The 16,561-nt window shown below is 48.0% G+C and carries 13 protein-coding genes; 5 read left to right on the forward strand and 8 right to left on the reverse strand.

Features of this window, described 5'->3' with window-relative positions; genetic code table 11:
* Window positions 1–4: 4 nt before the first annotated feature.
* Both KD145_RS22880 and KD145_RS22885 read right to left on the reverse strand, forming a co-directional pair.
* Window positions 5–1,372 carry a DUF1080 domain-containing protein gene (locus KD145_RS22880; protein WP_212001945.1) on the reverse strand — a complete coding sequence of 456 codons (1,368 nt, stop codon included), beginning with the start codon at window positions 1,370–1,372 and terminating at the stop codon, window positions 5–7.
* Window positions 1,373–1,473: 101 nt separating this feature from the next.
* Window positions 1,474–1,836 (reverse strand): DUF1801 domain-containing protein, encoded by a 363-nt coding sequence (locus KD145_RS22885; protein WP_212001948.1) that lies wholly within the window; start codon window positions 1,834–1,836, stop codon window positions 1,474–1,476.
* Between the two features lie 278 nt (window positions 1,837–2,114).
* On the opposite strand from KD145_RS22885, the gene KD145_RS22890 reads away from it, so the two are divergent.
* From KD145_RS22890 to scpB, 5 genes are all read left to right on the forward strand, one after another.
* Window positions 2,115–5,123 carry a TonB-dependent receptor gene (locus KD145_RS22890; protein ID WP_212001950.1) on the forward strand — a complete coding sequence of 1,003 codons (3,009 nt, stop codon included), beginning with the start codon at window positions 2,115–2,117 and terminating at the stop codon, window positions 5,121–5,123.
* A 24-nt stretch (window positions 5,124–5,147) separates the two neighbouring features.
* Window positions 5,148–6,767: a RagB/SusD family nutrient uptake outer membrane protein gene (locus KD145_RS22895; RefSeq protein ID WP_212001951.1), complete on the forward strand. Its 1,620-nt coding sequence runs from the start codon at window positions 5,148–5,150 to the stop codon at window positions 6,765–6,767.
* Window positions 6,768–6,857: 90 nt separating this feature from the next.
* Complete coding sequence (locus KD145_RS22900; protein ID WP_212001953.1) at window positions 6,858–7,439, forward strand: DJ-1/PfpI family protein; 582 nt, start codon at window positions 6,858–6,860, stop codon at window positions 7,437–7,439.
* A gap of 168 nt (window positions 7,440–7,607) precedes the next feature.
* On the forward strand, window positions 7,608–8,492 hold the full coding sequence (gene atpG, locus KD145_RS22905) for an ATP synthase F1 subunit gamma (RefSeq protein WP_212001955.1): 885 nt from the start codon (window positions 7,608–7,610) through the stop codon (window positions 8,490–8,492).
* Window positions 8,493–8,607: 115 nt separating this feature from the next.
* Window positions 8,608–9,618 carry an SMC-Scp complex subunit ScpB gene (gene scpB / locus KD145_RS22910; protein WP_212001956.1) on the forward strand — a complete coding sequence of 337 codons (1,011 nt, stop codon included), beginning with the start codon at window positions 8,608–8,610 and terminating at the stop codon, window positions 9,616–9,618.
* A 45-nt stretch (window positions 9,619–9,663) separates the two neighbouring features.
* Here the strand turns inward: scpB and KD145_RS22915 are convergent, their stop codons facing one another.
* From KD145_RS22915 to pheT, 6 genes are all read right to left on the reverse strand, one after another.
* Window positions 9,664–10,452, reverse strand: a complete 789-nt coding sequence (locus tag KD145_RS22915; protein ID WP_212001957.1) for an SDR family oxidoreductase — start codon at window positions 10,450–10,452, stop codon at window positions 9,664–9,666.
* Between the two features lie 89 nt (window positions 10,453–10,541).
* Entirely contained in the window at window positions 10,542–11,156 is a 615-nt protein-coding gene (locus KD145_RS22920) for a DUF1080 domain-containing protein (RefSeq protein ID WP_212001958.1), read from the reverse strand.
* Window positions 11,157–11,283: 127 nt separating this feature from the next.
* Window positions 11,284–12,849 (reverse strand): ribonuclease Y, encoded by a 1,566-nt coding sequence (gene rny / locus KD145_RS22925; protein ID WP_212001959.1) that lies wholly within the window; start codon window positions 12,847–12,849, stop codon window positions 11,284–11,286.
* A 170-nt stretch (window positions 12,850–13,019) separates the two neighbouring features.
* Window positions 13,020–13,313, reverse strand: a complete 294-nt coding sequence (locus KD145_RS22930; protein WP_113615418.1) for a cell division protein ZapA — start codon at window positions 13,311–13,313, stop codon at window positions 13,020–13,022.
* A gap of 18 nt (window positions 13,314–13,331) precedes the next feature.
* Window positions 13,332–13,640 (reverse strand): hypothetical protein, encoded by a 309-nt coding sequence (locus KD145_RS22935; RefSeq protein WP_212001961.1) that lies wholly within the window; start codon window positions 13,638–13,640, stop codon window positions 13,332–13,334.
* 68 nt (window positions 13,641–13,708) lie between these two features.
* Window positions 13,709–16,138: a phenylalanine--tRNA ligase subunit beta gene (gene pheT / locus KD145_RS22940; RefSeq protein WP_212001963.1), complete on the reverse strand. Its 2,430-nt coding sequence runs from the start codon at window positions 16,136–16,138 to the stop codon at window positions 13,709–13,711.
* Between the last annotated feature and the right edge of the window lie 423 nt (window positions 16,139–16,561).

The raw sequence follows: 16,561 nt of genomic DNA on the forward strand, positions 1-16,561 counted from the left end.
TATTTTATTTCAATACTTTAATTCGAATGTTTTTAAAGGAAACCTCATTACCATGATCCTGTAAAAGGATGTGTCCTACCGGCCAGAGACCAAAATTTTTCCAGTTTTTGTATTTGCTGATCGCCACCAGATCTTTGAAGGCTTGGGAGCCCCGCTCATATTCCAATACTTTAAAACCGTTCAGCCAGTGCTCCACGTGGTTATTTGGATACACAATAATACGACCTTTGTTCCAATCTCCAATAGGTAGAAGGGCACGTTTTTCCTGTTTTCTTGTCATGAGATCATAGAGAGAAGCAAGAGTTCGGTTACCATCGCGGCCCAGCTTGGCATCCGGGTGCTTTTCGTCGTCCAGTACCTGGTACTCCAGTCCGATGGCAGATTTACCACCCGTCTCATACGATTCATTCACGAAGTATTTTACGCCGCTATTGGCTCCTGATGAGAGTTTGAACATAAATTCCAGTTCAAAGGCACCATATTCCTTTTCCGTGACAATGTCACCACCACTGCCTTCTTCGTCACCATTGGAATGTGCAATGGTCAGTATGCCGTCTTTCATTTGCCAGCCGGTGGCCGGGAAATCTTTTCTATAAGCCCCTCTCCAGCCTTTGCTGGTTTTCCCATCCCACAGCAACTGAAAACCGTTCTTTTTCTGCTGGGTGGAGATGGTATTGTCAACATTGTTGACTACATAGATGTTGTCATAAGGAGAATACTGGGCAGCGGCTGGTTTGTCGATGATACGGATATTCTTCCAGTAGATATGTTTGTTTTCATCCGCGGCGTTTTTGCCGATACCATGTACCTGCAGGGCGATGAAACCTTTTGGTAACGCAGTGTCCACCAGGTGGGCGGTAGGTACGCCATTTACCCAGGTACGCATTTCATTGCCGCGGCATTCGATACGGTATTTATTCCAGCCCTCGTTTTTGAAGGCCTGTTGTCCGGCGGGGTTGAGTTCCAGCGGATACTGCCAACCTCTTCTGCCTTCTTCATAAATACCTCCGCTCCATTTGCGGTCAGAAGGGTCGATCTCCATCTGGTAGCCAAATACCCGGCCACTCTGATAATCCTCCCTGCTCTGGCTGCGGAACTGGATGCCGGAGTTAAAAGGCGCTCCCAGCTTAAATTCAAGCTCCAGGATAAAGTCACCGTACTCCTTGTCGGTGGCCAGGAAGGAATTAGGCGTACCCGTTACCGTAGTACCTACTATCTGACCGTCCTCAACGTTATAGACGGCCTTGCCTCCCAGCTGTTTCCAGCCTTTCAGGTCTTTACCATTAAACAGTGGCTGCCACTGGCTTTTCTGCGCGAATAGGCTGCCGTAGATACAAAGCAGGCTGCCGCATAATAAAATCGTTCTTTTCATAACTAAACCGGAAATGAAGGTGTCAAATTAAACAATGAAAATGATTTTTACAACCGATTGCAAAAAGAAATTATCCTCGCTCATCAGAAGCATCAGCAGCATCATAATACATCACCGTTACGGTATAAAGCTAATACGGCTTTCATGATAGTATTAATTTTCTTCATGGGCAGGTCTTTTTCGGGGTCGAGCAAGAGGATCTTCATCCGGGCCCTTTTTTCCGTCAGCAGATCGGGATGATCTATACTATGCCCTTCTACGATGCCCAGGTAAGGCTGTCCGTATTTTTTATGTACCCAGAGGTAACAACACATCTTTCCTTTATAGCAATAAAAGGGCATTCCGTATTTCCAGTCTTCTTTCAGGTTGGGGTCTGCTTTGAGCAGGTAAGCGCGCATAAATTCCAGACAGCTTTTCAGTGGTTCCGGTTGTTTCAGAAAATAGTTGTCAATAGGTCTTAACATACTACAGATTTTAATAGGTGCCCTGCTAAATTACAGCATTCGGCAAAAAGGTACGCTTGATTAGGAATACTGCTGAATGATCGCAGTATAATGTTCATCTCCTGAAAAGTAATACAAACAAACATCCCCTGCTGGAAAGGGTTTGAAGAGGATCATCGTTACCGGTCCGAACAAATATGCAACATGTTAAATGCAATCGTTTGCATATATCAGAATAATTATTATTTTGAGCGGGATAAGTTACCCAATTGCCACATTTTTGAAAAACTGATAACGTTATGAATAGGATTTCACGTTTATGCCTGGCAGCGTTATGCCTACTACTATGCCATCAGCTTGCCCAGGCGCAATCAACCACCCAACAGGTCGAAGGGAACGTACTGTCGACAGATAAATCCCCGCTGGTAGGGGTAACGGTAGCCGTCAAAGGCGGTACCTCCGGTACGCAGACCGATATGAACGGGCATTACAAACTACAGCTTGCCAATGCCTCCAATGTAGTACTGATCTTTTCCTTTATTGGTTACTCCCGGCGTGAAGAGCCTGTCAACGGGCGCCACGTCATCAGCATCACCCTGGAGGAGGACCGGAAAAAACTGGAAGAAATTGTTGTGGTTGGTTACGGCCAGCAAAAGAAAAAAGATGTCACCGGCTCTATTGCTTCCGTAGGCACCAAAGCCATTCAGGAAGTTCCGGTAACCAACGCCCAGCAAGCCTTGCAGGGCCGTACACCAGGGGTGGATGTTGTCAGCAACAGCGCCAAACCCGGTGATGAGCCCACCGTACGTATCCGCGGCACCCGCTCCCTCTCCGCCGGCAACGACCCACTCTACGTGGTGGACGGCATCCCCTACTCCGGCAGCCTCAACGACATCGGCCCCGGTACCATCCAGTCAATGGATATCCTGAAAGATGCCTCCGCCACCGCTATCTACGGCTCCAGAGGGGCCAACGGCGTAGTGTTGATCACCACCACCCGCGGTAAAGTGAGTAAACCAATCGTCTCTTATTCCGGCTCCTACGGTATCGTAAAAAACCTCGGACAAACAGACCTCATGAATGGGGAACAGTTTGCTGAAATGAGACGGGAAGCCAACCGCACCGTCGGTAAATACAAAGACAGCAACCGCGACTCTTCCGACAGAGTGATCTTTACCCCCACCGAATATGCCGGCATCCGGAAAGGAACCAATACCGACTGGCAGAAACTGATCCTCTCTACCGGCTACCAGACCAACCACGCCATCAGCGTGGCCGGCGGTACGGAAAAAACAAAATATGCCATCGGCCTCGGTTACTACAAAGATCAGGGCGTCCTCAAACTGCAAAGCTATGAACGCTATAATATCAACATCGCACTCGATCAGATGATCGGCTCCCGCGTGAAAGTAGGAGCGTCACTGTTAGGCTCCTACAGTAACCGCAGAGGCGAAACCTACAACGGTATCAACAACACCCTGCGTATGCTTCCTATTTCCGCGCCTTACGATGATAACGGTAAACTGATCATCTTCCCCAATGGCGACAGCAACCTCCCTAATCCATTGCTGGACTATGTAGACGGTAACCGTGTGGAAAACCGCAAACGTTTCCGCCTTTTTACCAGTTTGTATGGAGAAGTGGAAATCATCGACGGACTTAAATACAGATTGAACGTCGGCCCAGATATCTCACAATACAACTATGGCCTGTTTCAGGGACGCAACAACGTAAACCTGCTGGTAGGCGGGGGGGATGCCACCGCTACCAAAAGAAGTGGCGAAACGATTGCATATACAGTTGAAAATGTCCTCACCTACAACAAAACTTTTAACCGCAAACACAATATCGGCTTTACCGGCTTGTACAGCGTACAAAGACAAAGGGGCGACAGTTCCACCGCAGATGTACGCGGCGTACTGGTGGAATCACAGGAATATTACAACCTGGGCGAAGCCATGAACGTAACCGGCGTAGGCAGCAGCCTCGGCTCCTGGACTATCCTGTCCTACATGGGCCGCCTCAACTACGGCTACGATGACCGCTATCTGCTTACCCTCACCATGCGCGCAGATGGATCTTCCCGCTTTGCCCCCGGCAAAAAATGGGGTTACTTCCCCTCAGTAGCCGCAGCATGGAATATTTCCAATGAACAGTTTTTGAAAGGACACAGCAACATCAACAACCTGAAACTGCGTGTCAGCTACGGCCGTATAGGGAATACCGGTATCGACCCCTACGCCACTCAGGGACAGCTCTCCCGCATTCCCTATTCATTCGGAAGCAAAGGCGTGATCGGCTATACACCACAAATGTTGCGTAATCCTAACCTCACCTGGGAAACCACCACCTCCTTTGACGTCGGCCTGGACTTCGGCTTCTTCAATAATCGTTTAACCGGTACCGTAGACTACTACAAACAGAAAACCACCGACCTGCTCATGCCTTTCCTGTTGCCTTACAGCAACGGCTTCAACAGTGTATTGCAGAATGTGGGCGCTACCAGTAATACCGGTCTGGAAGTGGGTTTGTCCGGCATCGTGATAGACAACCCCAAAGGATTCAACTGGAGCATGGATGTCAACTTCTCCCTGAACAGGTCTAAAATCCTGGAACTCATGGATGGCAAACAAGCAGACATCGGCAATGGCTGGTTTGTAGGACAACCTACCTATGTGTACTACGACTATAATAAAATCGGCATCTGGCAAACCAGTGATAAAACTGACGGCCTGGGCTACAAACCGGTACCAGGGACCATCAAAGTGGAAGATACCAACGGTGACAAAAAGATAGATGCTAGCGATCGTAAAATACTGGGCACTCCGCAACCCGACTGGACAGCCGGTACCACACAACGTTTCAGCTACAAAAACTTTGAGTTGTCTGTAGTAGCCTTTGCCCGTATTGGCGGTATGATCAGAAGTGATTTCTATCAGAATACCAATACACTCTTCGGTCGGTTCAATAACCTGAACATCAACTACTGGACACCTACCAATCCCACCAACGATTTCCCCCGGCCCAATGCCAACCAGGAGCGGCCGGTCAACTACCAGTCCCTCGCTTATTTTGACGCCAGCTTCCTGAAAATAAGAAGCATTTCGCTGTCGTATGCCTTGCCCGAAGCTGCTGTAAAACGTATGCAGATGCAGGACCTTCGCTTTAATGTAAGCGTAAAACAACCACTCATACTAGCGCCATATCGCCAGCAATACAAAGGCGTAGACCCGGAAGATGTAAATGTGATAGGTATCGATGCACCCGCTACCTGGATGCTGCAATTTGGCGTGAATGCACGGTTTTAATTTTCTCAATCAAAAACATTCGTCATGAAAAATATATTGTGGGCAATAGCATTACTGGCAATCACTGGCACCGGATGCAACAAAATGCTGGATGAAGTTGTGGTAACCAATACCACCGATGATTTCTATAATACCCGGAATGGTTTCAAAACAGCTGTCAATGCCAGTTATGCCGGTATGCGCATCTTCTACAGCACAGAAAGAGGGATGACACTGACCGTAGTAGGAACAGATACCTATACCAACGGTTCTGATGGTAACTTCAAATTTGCCAATCAATACACTTCCCAGCTGGATGCACGCTATGATCACGTAAGAGAGTTATGGAACGGATTGTATCAGTCCATCAACAACAGTAACGTAGTGATAGACCGTGCCGATCAGGTAAAGGACCTGGACTCTGCCAGCAAAAGCCTGGGAGTGGGGGAAGCACTGTTCTGCAGGGCACATTATCACTTCATTTTATTGCAAACGTTTGGTAACATACCCTTACGGCTACACGAAAACAAGGAAATTAATACCGCTGCTACACGGGATACAGCCAGCAAAGTATATGATGCTATTATCAGTGACCTGAAGATGGCTGCACAGTATCTTCCGGCGGTACAGAACGAATGGGGCCGTGCCACCAGACCGGCAGCAGAACACCTGCTGGCAAGGGTATACCTCACCCGCGCTTCTTCCCCGCAGGCACAACCCGATGATTATGCCAATGCCGACAAATATGCAGAAGGTGTTATCAAAAACTACAGCTTTAAATTGCTGGATGATCCCGGAAAAGTATGGGCACAAGGCAATGAAAACAATGTAGAAACCATCTTTGCCGCACAATATACTACTGATCCGCTCTATGCTTCACCAGACAACAACGCCTGCCGTTTTTTCCTGATGCAGTACGATGTGCTCAATGGCATGCAGCGCGACCTGGCCAATGGTACGCCCTGGAAACGTTTCCGGCCCACTGCCTTCCTGCTGGATACCCTGTATAAAGACCGCGTGCATGATGTACGGTACGAGAAGTTTTTTACAACCGTATGGTTCGTTAACAAACCCACTACCACCCCCTGGGTGATGAAGCTGGGCGATACAGCAGTATACATGCCTGGCCGCCCGGTAACGGATGCGGAGATAAAAAGCAAAAATTACCTGCTGGTATCTTCCGATAAATATACCGAACGTTTATATCCGTCCCTGAATAAGTTTAATGATGCGTTGCGCCCTGATAACCAGGCTTCCGGCGTAAGGCCCTTCATTGCTTTCCGCCTGGCAGAAACCTATCTGATCGCTGCGGAAGCCCTGTACAAACTAGGCAATGCCCAGGGCGCTGCTGATATGGTAAACGCCGTGAGGATGAGGGCCGCCCGCCAGGGCAGCACGCCGGCAGAAACGCAGGTCAATCAGGAGGCGATGAAAATAAAAGCCACCGATGTGGATATCGATTTCCTCCTTGATGAAAGGGGACGTGAGTTGATTGGTGAACAACTGGCCTGGTTCGACCTTAAACGTACCGGCAAACTGATCGAAAGGGTGAAGAAACACAACCCGGATGCCGGTGCGGTAGAGGCTAAATATCTGCTGCGGCCTATCCCGCAGGACCAGATTGACCGTTCCTCCACACCATTCCCCCAAAACCCGGGATACTAAAACGAAAAAGTCGCTATAGCAATTATAGCCCAGGACTTTAGTCCTGGGTTTTTTTAGTATCTTAAAGACACAAAAAAATAATAACCATATATGGGACAGAAGAAGATTTTATTACTGACAGGAGATTATGCAGAAGATTATGAAACCATGGTACCTTTTCAGATGCTGCAGATGATCGGACATGAGGTCCATGCTGTATGTCCGGACAAAGCTGCTGGTGAAAAGATAAAAACAGCCATTCATGATTTTGAGGGCGACCAGACCTACAGTGAAAAGCCAGGGCATGGGTTTGTGCTCAATGCCACTTTTGCGGATGTGTCCGGGGCGGACTATGATGCGTTGGTGATTGCCGGAGGAAGGGCGCCGGAGTATCTTCGTCTGAATAAGAATGTGCTGGAGCTGACCCGGCATTTCTTTACTGAAAACAAGCCGGTAGCGGCTGTTTGTCATGGCATCCAGATTCTTACTGCAGCCGATGTGGTGCGGGGCAAAAAACTGACAGCCTATCCGGCGGTAGGGCCTGAAGTGACAGCTGCCGGTGGTACTTATGTCTCTGTAAATGTATATGAGGCGGTGGTTGACGGCAAGCTGGTAACAGCGCCGGCATGGCCTGCTCATCCGCAATGGATCGCTGCCTTTCTTCAGGTACTGGGCACTTCCATAACATTGTAATATTTATTATTCGTAATATATTGAATGACAATCTTTAAAAGAAAGATTGAATTATCTTTTTTGCGGATTTTCAAATTATACTGTCATTGCTTACCTTTGCAGCCAAATTCAGGAATTAAACCCCTGAATGGGTCACAAGTATTAGTCATTCGTAATTGATTAAAATATATGTCCGGACAGCTTAAGGAAGTTCGAAACCGAATCAAATCTATTCAATCTGGTCAGCAGATCACAAAAGCCATGAAAATGGTGAGTGCTGCGAAATTAAGACGTGCCCAGGATGCCATTTTGCTGATGCGTCCTTACGCCTTAAAGCTCCAGGAAATGTTGCAGAATATTGTTTCCAACAGTGAAGGCAATATCGACACACCTCTGGCAGCACAACGTGCGGTTGAAAAAGTACTGATCGTGGTAATCACTTCAGACAGAGGCTTGTGCGGTGCATTTAACTCCAATCTGATCAAAACTGCCAAACGTGTTATCCGCGAAAAATACCACGAGCAGTATGAGCAGGGCAAAGTAGAGATACTGCCTATCGGTAAAAAAGGATATGAGCACTTTGCACAGAACGGTTACAGAGTGAACGATAAGTTCTGGCACATGTTCAGCAACCTGACTTTTGATCATGTGAAAGAAGCTGCTGCTATAGCGCTGAATGGCTTTATCGACGGTACCTATGATGCAGTGGAAATCATTTACAGTGAATTCAAAAACGCTGCTACCCAGACATTTGTGTCTGAGCAGTTCCTGCCCATTGCTAAGGTGGAAAACAATGAAAACAACAAATTAAAGGCTGATTACATCTTCGAACCGCAGAAAGACGTGCTGATTGCAGAGTTAATGCCTAAAATTCTGAATACCCAGTTCTTCAAAGCTATTCTGGACACACATGCTTCTGAGCATGGTGCCCGTATGACCGCGATGGATAAAGCAACAGAAAACGCTCAGGAACTGTTGCGCTCCCTGAAGATCTCTTACAACCGCGCCCGTCAGGCTGCCATCACTACCGAGCTGACCGAGATCGTAAGTGGTGCTGCTGCGCTGGCTGGTTGATAAAAGATGATTCACACTACGTCAACACTGAATATTTAAATATTTTCAGATTAGGGTCAAAGACTGTATTTTCGGTCTTTGACCTTTTTTTGTAAGCCATACTTCTGTTATCGACATGGAAATATCACAGCTCATCCCGCATGTGGAAGCACTTATCTTTGCGGCCGACAGGCCTTTACCGCTGCTGGAAATAATGGATTTACTTAACAATGCACTGGCCTTTCTGGAAGACCGCGCTACGTTAGACCAGGTAGAAGCAGCTATGGAAGCCATAAAGGAAAAATACAGCTCCGAATTTTATGCCTTTGAAGTAAGAAACAGCGGTGGTGGATACCAGTTCATGACTAAAAAAGAATATTATCAGACCGTTGCCCAGCTGAACGGGGATAAATTCCTGAAACGCTTGTCCACCGCGGCCCTGGAAACACTTGCCATTATCGCCTACCGCCAGCCTGTCTCCAAAGGTGAAATTGAATATATCCGCGGTGTCAGCACCGACTATTCCATTCAGAAACTGCTGGAAAAAGAACTGATCGTGATCTCCGGCCGTAGTGAAGAACTGCCCGGAAAGCCATTGCTCTACGCCGTGTCCCGCTCATTTATGGACTATTTCGGTATCAACTCTGCCGCCGACCTGCCTAAACTCAGGGAGCTCTTCGATGAAGAAATGGTACAGCCCACCCTGATCAACGACGACACCGCCACTATCGGTCGCGGCGAAGTAACTAATGAAGGAAATGATGAAGTGCAGGTACATTCCATGATGGTGTCTGAAAGCGGAGAGCTGCTGGATCCCGACCATGAGCTGGATAACCTGGAGGAGTCCGGAGAAACACCAGAAATACTGCCTGCAGCCGAAGATCAAGATGCTGAACCAGATGACGAAATCATTCCTTTCGATACCTATCTTTCAACCGGAGAAGAAGATACCACCGCAGCCGCTCCCACCCCGGAAGATGCCATTACTCCGGAAGAGGAAAACGAAGACAAGGACCCCGATGGTATGATAGAAGAAGCCATGGGCCTTCCTACAGAAGATGATGAGCCTGCGGGAGAACATGAAGATGAGGATGATGAGGATGATGAGGATGATGAAACCAGCAAAGATACAGATCAAACAAAATAATGCTATAAAGCCTGCTATGATGCAGGCTTTTTTTATGCCCTGGAATTAATTCCCTTTCCGCGCTATTGCGTAAAAAAGTGGTGGAAAGAAACGCTTAAACCAGAGCAGTATCCGTTCTGCGCGGGCAATCAGCACTAGCTTTTTTCGTTTACGCATGGCCGTGAGTATACGCCGGGCACATTGTTCTACCGGGATACCATGTTCCTGGCCCGGGTCCATCTTTCCGAACGGAGACCCGTCAGCAGTGATGGCTGCATAGGTGATAGGAGTATGAATACGGCCGGGACATACCAGGGTAGTGTATAGTTGAGGTATAGGCTGCTCTGTCTGCAATGTCTCGAAATACCCTTGCAGGGCGTGTTTGGCGGCATTATAGCCGGAACGCCAGGGATAGCCCATCAGACCAGCCATGCTGCTGATAACGATGATCTGGCCACGTTGCTGTATTTTAAAATAGGGCAGTAAGGCTTTGGTAAGCATCACAGGCCCGAAGAAGTTGACTTCCATCAGTTGCCGGATGGCAGACACCTGCGTATCTATCAGTTTGGAACGTTGGGTGACACCTGCATTATTGATCAGCACATCAATTTTCCCGAACAGTTGCCAGGCATGTTGAGCGCCTGCATTAACCTGTTCTTCATTAGTGATGTCCATCACCAGTATTTCACAATGTGAGGTATATTGGAGGCATTCCTGTTTTACAGCCTCCAGTGTATCGTGGTGGCGGGCAGCCAGAATTAGCCAGGCTTTTTCCTGCGCCAATAAAAGCGCCAGTTGCCGGCCTATACCGGAACTGGCGCCTGTTATAAAGATTACCTGGTCTTTGTAATGCATTTTGGGATTTTTTGATTTAGAAATTTGAAATGTAAAGATAACCGTGTAAGTCTTCGCTGCACTTCAAATTTCAAAATCCTAAAATGTTGTTATCCTTTCAGCGGAACCAGTTTAATATTTTTCCATCTTACCTTGATGCCTCCACCGGAGTGAATCTGGAGGGCAATCTGACCGTCGGCTGCGCCGATTTTTTCGTCTTTCAGGGTGATCATCTCATAGCCATTGAGCCAGGTGGTTACCTGATCGCCGGATACCCGGATTTTCATGGTATTCCATTCACCCATTTTCAGGTATTGTTCTCTTTCCTTTTCAGGTTTGATCAGCCATCCGCGGCCATAGGATTCGTAGATACCGCCGGTGTGCATGTTGGGTGGCGCTACTTCTGCCTGCCAGCCGGAAATTTTGGTGCCTTCCAGGGAAGAGTGGAAAAACACGCCGCTGTTGCCGTCTGCTTCCTGTTTGAACTGTACGGTCAACTCAAAGTTTTTGTATTGTTTGTCGGTAGCCAGATAGCCGTATTCTTTATCCGGGCCGCTTTCACATATCAGTTCTCCTTTGTCTACATACCATTTTTCAGTACCGTGTATTTTCCAGCCATCCAGGTTTTTACCGTTGAACAATGATTGTGCTTTCTGAGCAAAAGCGCTGCTGGTACATAATACGAGGGCAGCCCCCCATACAAATTTTAAAAAAGACCGCTTCATATAGATTATTGGATTTTTGAATGAAATATAACGTGGTAATCCGTCGTTCGCATATAAAAAAAGTCCCCCGGTTTTGCCGGAGGACTCCAATATAATATCAAAATTCCAGATATCTAAATCAGAATGATTAGCGTGCAATGTTCACCGCGCGTTTTTCACGGATTACGGTTACCTTGATCTGACCGGGGTATTGCATTTCGGTCTGAATTTTATTGGCGATCTCGAAAGACAGGCGGTCTGCATCGTTGTCGGATACTTTATCACTCTCTACGATGATACGTAATTCCCTGCCGGCCTGGATAGCATAGGCTTTCTCTACACCTTCGTGAGACAAGGCCAGGTTTTCCAGGTCTTTGATACGTTGCAGGTAGCTCTGCATGATCTCGCGGCGGGCGCCGGGACGGGCACCACTGATGGCGTCGCAGGCCTGAACGATCGGGGAGATCACGTATTGCATTTCCATTTCATCGTGGTGGGCGCCGATGGCGTTTACCACTGCGGCATGTTCACCGTATTTTTCAGCCAGTTTGGCACCCAGAAGGGCGTGGCTCAGTTCAGTTTCTTCGTCAGGCACTTTACCAATATCGTGCAGGAGGCCGGCACGTTTGGCCAGTTTAGGGTTGAGGCCCAGCTCAGCAGCCATTACCGCACAGAGGTTAGCAGTTTCTTTGGAGTGCATGAGCAGGTTCTGACCGTAGGAAGAGCGGAAACGCATCTTACCTACCAGGCGTACCAGTTCTTTATGCAGGCCATGGATACCCAGCTCAATCACCGTTCTTTCTCCGATGTCCATCACCTGTTCTTCCAGTTGTTTCTTGGTTTTTTCCACTACTTCCTCGATACGGGCAGGGTGGATACGGCCATCCTGTACCAGGCGCTGGAGCGACAGACGTGCAATTTCACGGCGCAGCGGGTCGAAGGAAGACAGTACGATCGCTTCAGGGGTATCGTCTACGATGAGGTCTACACCGGTAGCGGCTTCGATGGCACGGATATTACGTCCTTCACGGCCGATGATCTGGCCTTTGATTTCATCACTTTCCAGGGTGAACACGGTGATGGTGTTCTCAATGGTCTGCTCTGCAGCAGTACGCTGGATAGACTGTATGATGATTTTTTTAGCTTCCTTGTTGGCTTTTAATTTGGCATCTTCGATGATTTCCTGGATATGGGACAGCGCCTGTGAACGGGCTTCCTCTTTCAGGCTTTCCACCAGCTGATGTTTAGCTTCTTCGGCAGTGAGGCCTGCCACTTTTTCCAGGCGGCGGATATGCTCTTCCTGGTGTTTTTCGAGCTCGCTACGCTTAACGGTAACCAGTTCCATCTGGCGGTTCAGCGTTTCTTTAATAGCATCGTTTTCGTTTATTTGTTTCTGAAGTTGCTCGTTTTTCTGATTGAGCGATTGCTCTTTCTGTTTAATACGGTTTTCAGATTCAGATATTTTCTGGTTGCGCTGCATGACTTCTTTTTCATGCTCACTTTTTAATTGCAGGTATTTTTCCTTCGCTTCGAGTAACCTGTCTTTTTTGAGGTTTTCAGCGCTCACTTGTGCATCTGAGATGATTTTTTTAGCCTGTTGTTCAGCGTCGTCTATTTTTTGCTGTGTGTTTTTGGCAAATATCACCTTACCTAGCACTATTCCTATGATCAATGCCACTACTGCAGCTATTGTCGTATAAAGTGTAACATCCATATGAATTATTTATACTTGATTTATGTTGCATCCTCATACCCATGTCACTGCTAAAACGCGACAGGGGCGAGAACTGACCCGCGAAAATACAAAAAAATAGCAGTAAAGCGTGTTTAATACGTGATAATTAGCGAATTAGCTAAGTCATTGTTTAGCAGCGGGTAATGCGCTTATCCCAGTGCCTGGTTGATGATTTCTTCCAGCTTTTCAAGTTTTTCCTGCAGAAAGGGAGCAGTAACAGCCTGCGCCTTACCTCCGCTGGTAACAGGGTGGGTGGCATACATGATGAGGGCCATAGCAACGTAGTCCTGCTGGTCTTTCCCAGCATAAGAGGTCTTAAAGTCAACAATTTTTTCATTCACTTCCTTCATAATACGACGTACCTCTTCCTCCTCTTCCGGCCGTATTTTGATCCGGTAAGAGCGGTCAGATACCACGATATTGATAGGAATGAGTTGTTCCATATGTTGAAATTATTTTTATCAGCCGTTTAACAAGGCTATACACCGGTCAATTTCCCTGATATAGTCATTGATTTTGCTCCGGATCTCCTTTTTAAAGGCTGCGTCATCTGTTGCTACGGTGGCACCTCCCTGGGCGGTAGCTGCAATCCTGGCGAGGTGCAGTTTATCTTCCAGTGCCTGTATGGCCAGCTGCTGCTGTTGCAGCGTTTGTTGCTGGTGGTTGATTTCTTCTTTCAGCGATGCATTCTCCGACTGCAGCTGGTGTAAACGTTTTACCAGCTGCTGTAGCTTTTCTTCTACCCGTTGAATGTATTGCTCTAATACCATTTTAAACAAATTATGTCATTCCTGATGTTGACATGCAGGCCTGCACGCCAACATCAGAAAAACGAAATCTATCGGCGTATTTCCGCTTGTAACTGCGTTTCGAAAGCCTTTACCAGCTTGTCCATTACCCCATCAATCTCCTTGTCTGTCAGGGTTTTCTGGGTGTCCAGGAAGGTAAAACTTACGGCGTACGATTTTTTATTGGCTCCCAGCTTCTCACTTTCGAAAACGTCGAAGAGGTTGATATCCTGGAGCAGAGAGGACTTCACAGTGCGTGCAGCGGCTTCCACAGCTGCAAATCTCACCTGTTTATCCAGTACCAGTGCCAGGTCCCTCCTTACGGCAGGGAAGCGGGGTATTTCCTTGTAAAAGTTATCACTTTTTTGCAACAGTCCGAGTATTTTATTCCAATTAAATGTTGCAAACCATACCGGCTGCCGGATATCGAACTGCTTCAGTTTCTGTGCTGTAACACCACCGAGGGTTACCACCACCTGGTTTTTTACCTTTATTTCCCAGGCTGGCTGCAGATCGGCAGCATTGCTTTCAACCCATTGCAACTGACTGTATCCCAGTTGTCTTAATACGTTGATTACAAAACCTTTCAGGTCGTAGAAGTCGGCCGGGCTGGATTTGTGCATCCATGTTTCCGGTGTTTTTTTACCAGTCAGGTACAGCACAAGGTGGTTGGTTTCCCCATAACCTTTTTCCAGTACCTGGTAGGTTTTACCGAACTCAAAGAAGAAGAGGTCTTCATTCTTGCGGTTCAGGTTGTGGGAGATGCTTTCCAGGCCGGTTTCCAGCATGGAAGGGCGCATCACATCGAGCTCCACGGTGAGGCTGTTCATCATTTTCACGGTATGTTCCAGCACTTCCGGCGTAAAGTATTTGCTGTTGGTGATGGAGTTGGTGAAAATTTCGTTGAAACCATTGCCCGCCAGGTAGTTGGCTACTTTTTCCCTTACACCTTCTTCATCCGGGTGGGACGACAAAGCCGGGGAAATAGTGACATGGCTTGGGATTTCGATATTGTCGAGACCGTCAATACGCATCACTTCTTCCACCAGGTCAGCCGGCAGGCTGATGTCGGGTTTGCTGAAAGGTACGGCTACCCGCAGTCCTTCTGCCGTTTCAGACAGCACATCAAAACCCAGGCTGCGCAGGATATTCTTCACTTTGTCGGGAGAATACTTGCTGCCGCTGAGTTTGTGGATATAAGCGTAGGTGGTTTCCACCTGTGTTTTCTGTTTGGGCATAGGGTATACGTCTACAATGCCGGAAGCCGCTTTGCCACCTGCCAGTTCGCAGATGAGAGCTGCCGCGCGTTGCAGGGCAAATACCACATTGGAGATATCCACGCCTTTTTCAAAGCGGGAAGCGGCATCGGTACGGAGGCCGTGCCGGAAAGAAGTCGTACGGATACCGCCGGGAGAGAAGAACGCACTTTCCAGGAAGATATCCCGGGTGGTATCAGAAACACCGGAATGCAGTCCGCCGAATACGCCGGCAATACACATGCCTTCGCCGGCACCGTTGCAGATCATCAGATCGGTGGCGTCGAGTTTTCTTTCTTTTTCGTCCAGGGTCACGAAGAGGGTATCCTGCGGGAGGTTTTTCACTACCACAGCATTACCTTTTACGGCAGTTGCGTCGAAAGCGTGCAGGGGCTGGCCGGTTTCGTGGAGAACGAAGTTGGTGATGTCTACTATATTATTGATAGGACGTACACCGATGGCCTGCAGATGGTTTTTGAGCCATTCCGGGGAAGGTGCTACGGTAACGCCGGTGATGCTGATACCGCTATAGCGGGGGCAGGCATCGGTATTGTCGATGGTCACGCTGATCGGGAGGGGAGCATCTGCCTGTGGCAGGGCTTTTATTTCCGGCAGCTGTACCAGGTATTTATGGGTGTGTTCCAGGTTATTGAGAAAAGCGCATACGTCTTTGGCTACGCCTACATGGCTCATCGCATCCATACGGTTGGGGGTGAGGCCTATTTCGTAGATCCAGTCCTGTGCAGGGCGGAAGACTTCGCTGGCGGGAGTGCCTGGTTCAAGGGAGGCGTCCAGTACCATGATACCGGCATGGCTGTTGCCCAGGCCGATTTCATCTTCAGCACAGATCATACCCTGACTTTCTTCGCCACGGATCTTTGCTTTTTTCATGGTGAGGGGCTCACCGCCCAGGGGGTAAATGGTGGTGCCGATAGGGGCTACCACTACTTTCTGTCCTACGGCCACATTGGGTGCACCGCAAACGATCCGCAGCGGCTCACCGTTGCCGGTGTTGACAGTGGTCAGTTTCAGTTTGTCCGCATTGGGGTGTTGCTCGGCTGTCAGTACTTCTCCGATCACCAAGCCGGCCAGGCTGCCTTTTACTGCCTCAAATTTTTCGAGGCTTTCTACTTCCAGGCCTATACGTGTCAAGATGGTGGATAACTCCTCCGGTGTAGGTTTTACCGGTAAATACTCACAAAGCCAGTTGTATGAAATCGTCATTGTCTGCTTGGTTTATAAAGAAGCGTAAAGTTAAAGAATTACGCATTACAAAGGGCGGATTTACAGGGAGATTTGGGTGATAGGGCCGTTCCGGTTGCCTGTTTGCCTGTTTTTGCAGGGAAAAGAATGTTTTTTCCGGCGTAAACCTGTTCCCCTGCGGGATCCTGAACAGTCAGTGGCTGATGTGGAAAACCTTTTTTGCACAATGTGTGTGAATAATCAGACCTTTGCTCGTGGTTTTTCCGGTTTTTTGTGGGTAACTATATTGTTGCTTGTGGATAACTGCCGGAATGACGGTGGATAACCTGTGCGTGAGGCTTAATAAATTTAGTCGTCAAATAAAAAGGGTTAATTAAAAAAATGCCTTTACCTTAGTTTGTGCGGCTCGAGAAAATTTACAATTCCTTAAAGCGGAAATTGCTG

The organism is Chitinophaga sp. HK235, from assembly GCF_018255755.1.
Lineage (GTDB): Bacteria > Bacteroidota > Bacteroidia > Chitinophagales > Chitinophagaceae > Chitinophaga.

Coding starts and splice junctions, on each gene's coding strand:
- KD145_RS22890 (WP_212001950.1), top strand. CDS start 2,115: ATGAATAGGATTTCACGTTTATGCCTGGCAGCGTTATGCCTACTACTA.
- KD145_RS22880 (WP_212001945.1), bottom strand. CDS start 1,372: ATGAAAAGAACGATTTTATTATGCGGCAGCCTGCTTTGTATCTACGGC.
- KD145_RS22900 (WP_212001953.1), top strand. CDS start 6,858: ATGGGACAGAAGAAGATTTTATTACTGACAGGAGATTATGCAGAAGAT.
- KD145_RS22885 (WP_212001948.1), bottom strand. CDS start 1,836: ATGTTAAGACCTATTGACAACTATTTTCTGAAACAACCGGAACCACTG.
- KD145_RS22930 (WP_113615418.1), bottom strand. CDS start 13,313: ATGGAACAACTCATTCCTATCAATATCGTGGTATCTGACCGCTCTTAC.
- KD145_RS22915 (WP_212001957.1), bottom strand. CDS start 10,452: ATGCATTACAAAGACCAGGTAATCTTTATAACAGGCGCCAGTTCCGGT.
- pheT (WP_212001963.1), bottom strand. CDS start 16,138: ATGACGATTTCATACAACTGGCTTTGTGAGTATTTACCGGTAAAACCT.
- KD145_RS22895 (WP_212001951.1), top strand. CDS start 5,148: ATGAAAAATATATTGTGGGCAATAGCATTACTGGCAATCACTGGCACC.
- scpB (WP_212001956.1), top strand. CDS start 8,608: ATGGAAATATCACAGCTCATCCCGCATGTGGAAGCACTTATCTTTGCG.
- atpG (WP_212001955.1), top strand. CDS start 7,608: ATGTCCGGACAGCTTAAGGAAGTTCGAAACCGAATCAAATCTATTCAA.
- KD145_RS22935 (WP_212001961.1), bottom strand. CDS start 13,640: ATGGTATTAGAGCAATACATTCAACGGGTAGAAGAAAAGCTACAGCAG.
- KD145_RS22920 (WP_212001958.1), bottom strand. CDS start 11,156: ATGAAGCGGTCTTTTTTAAAATTTGTATGGGGGGCTGCCCTCGTATTA.
- rny (WP_212001959.1), bottom strand. CDS start 12,849: ATGGATGTTACACTTTATACGACAATAGCTGCAGTAGTGGCATTGATC.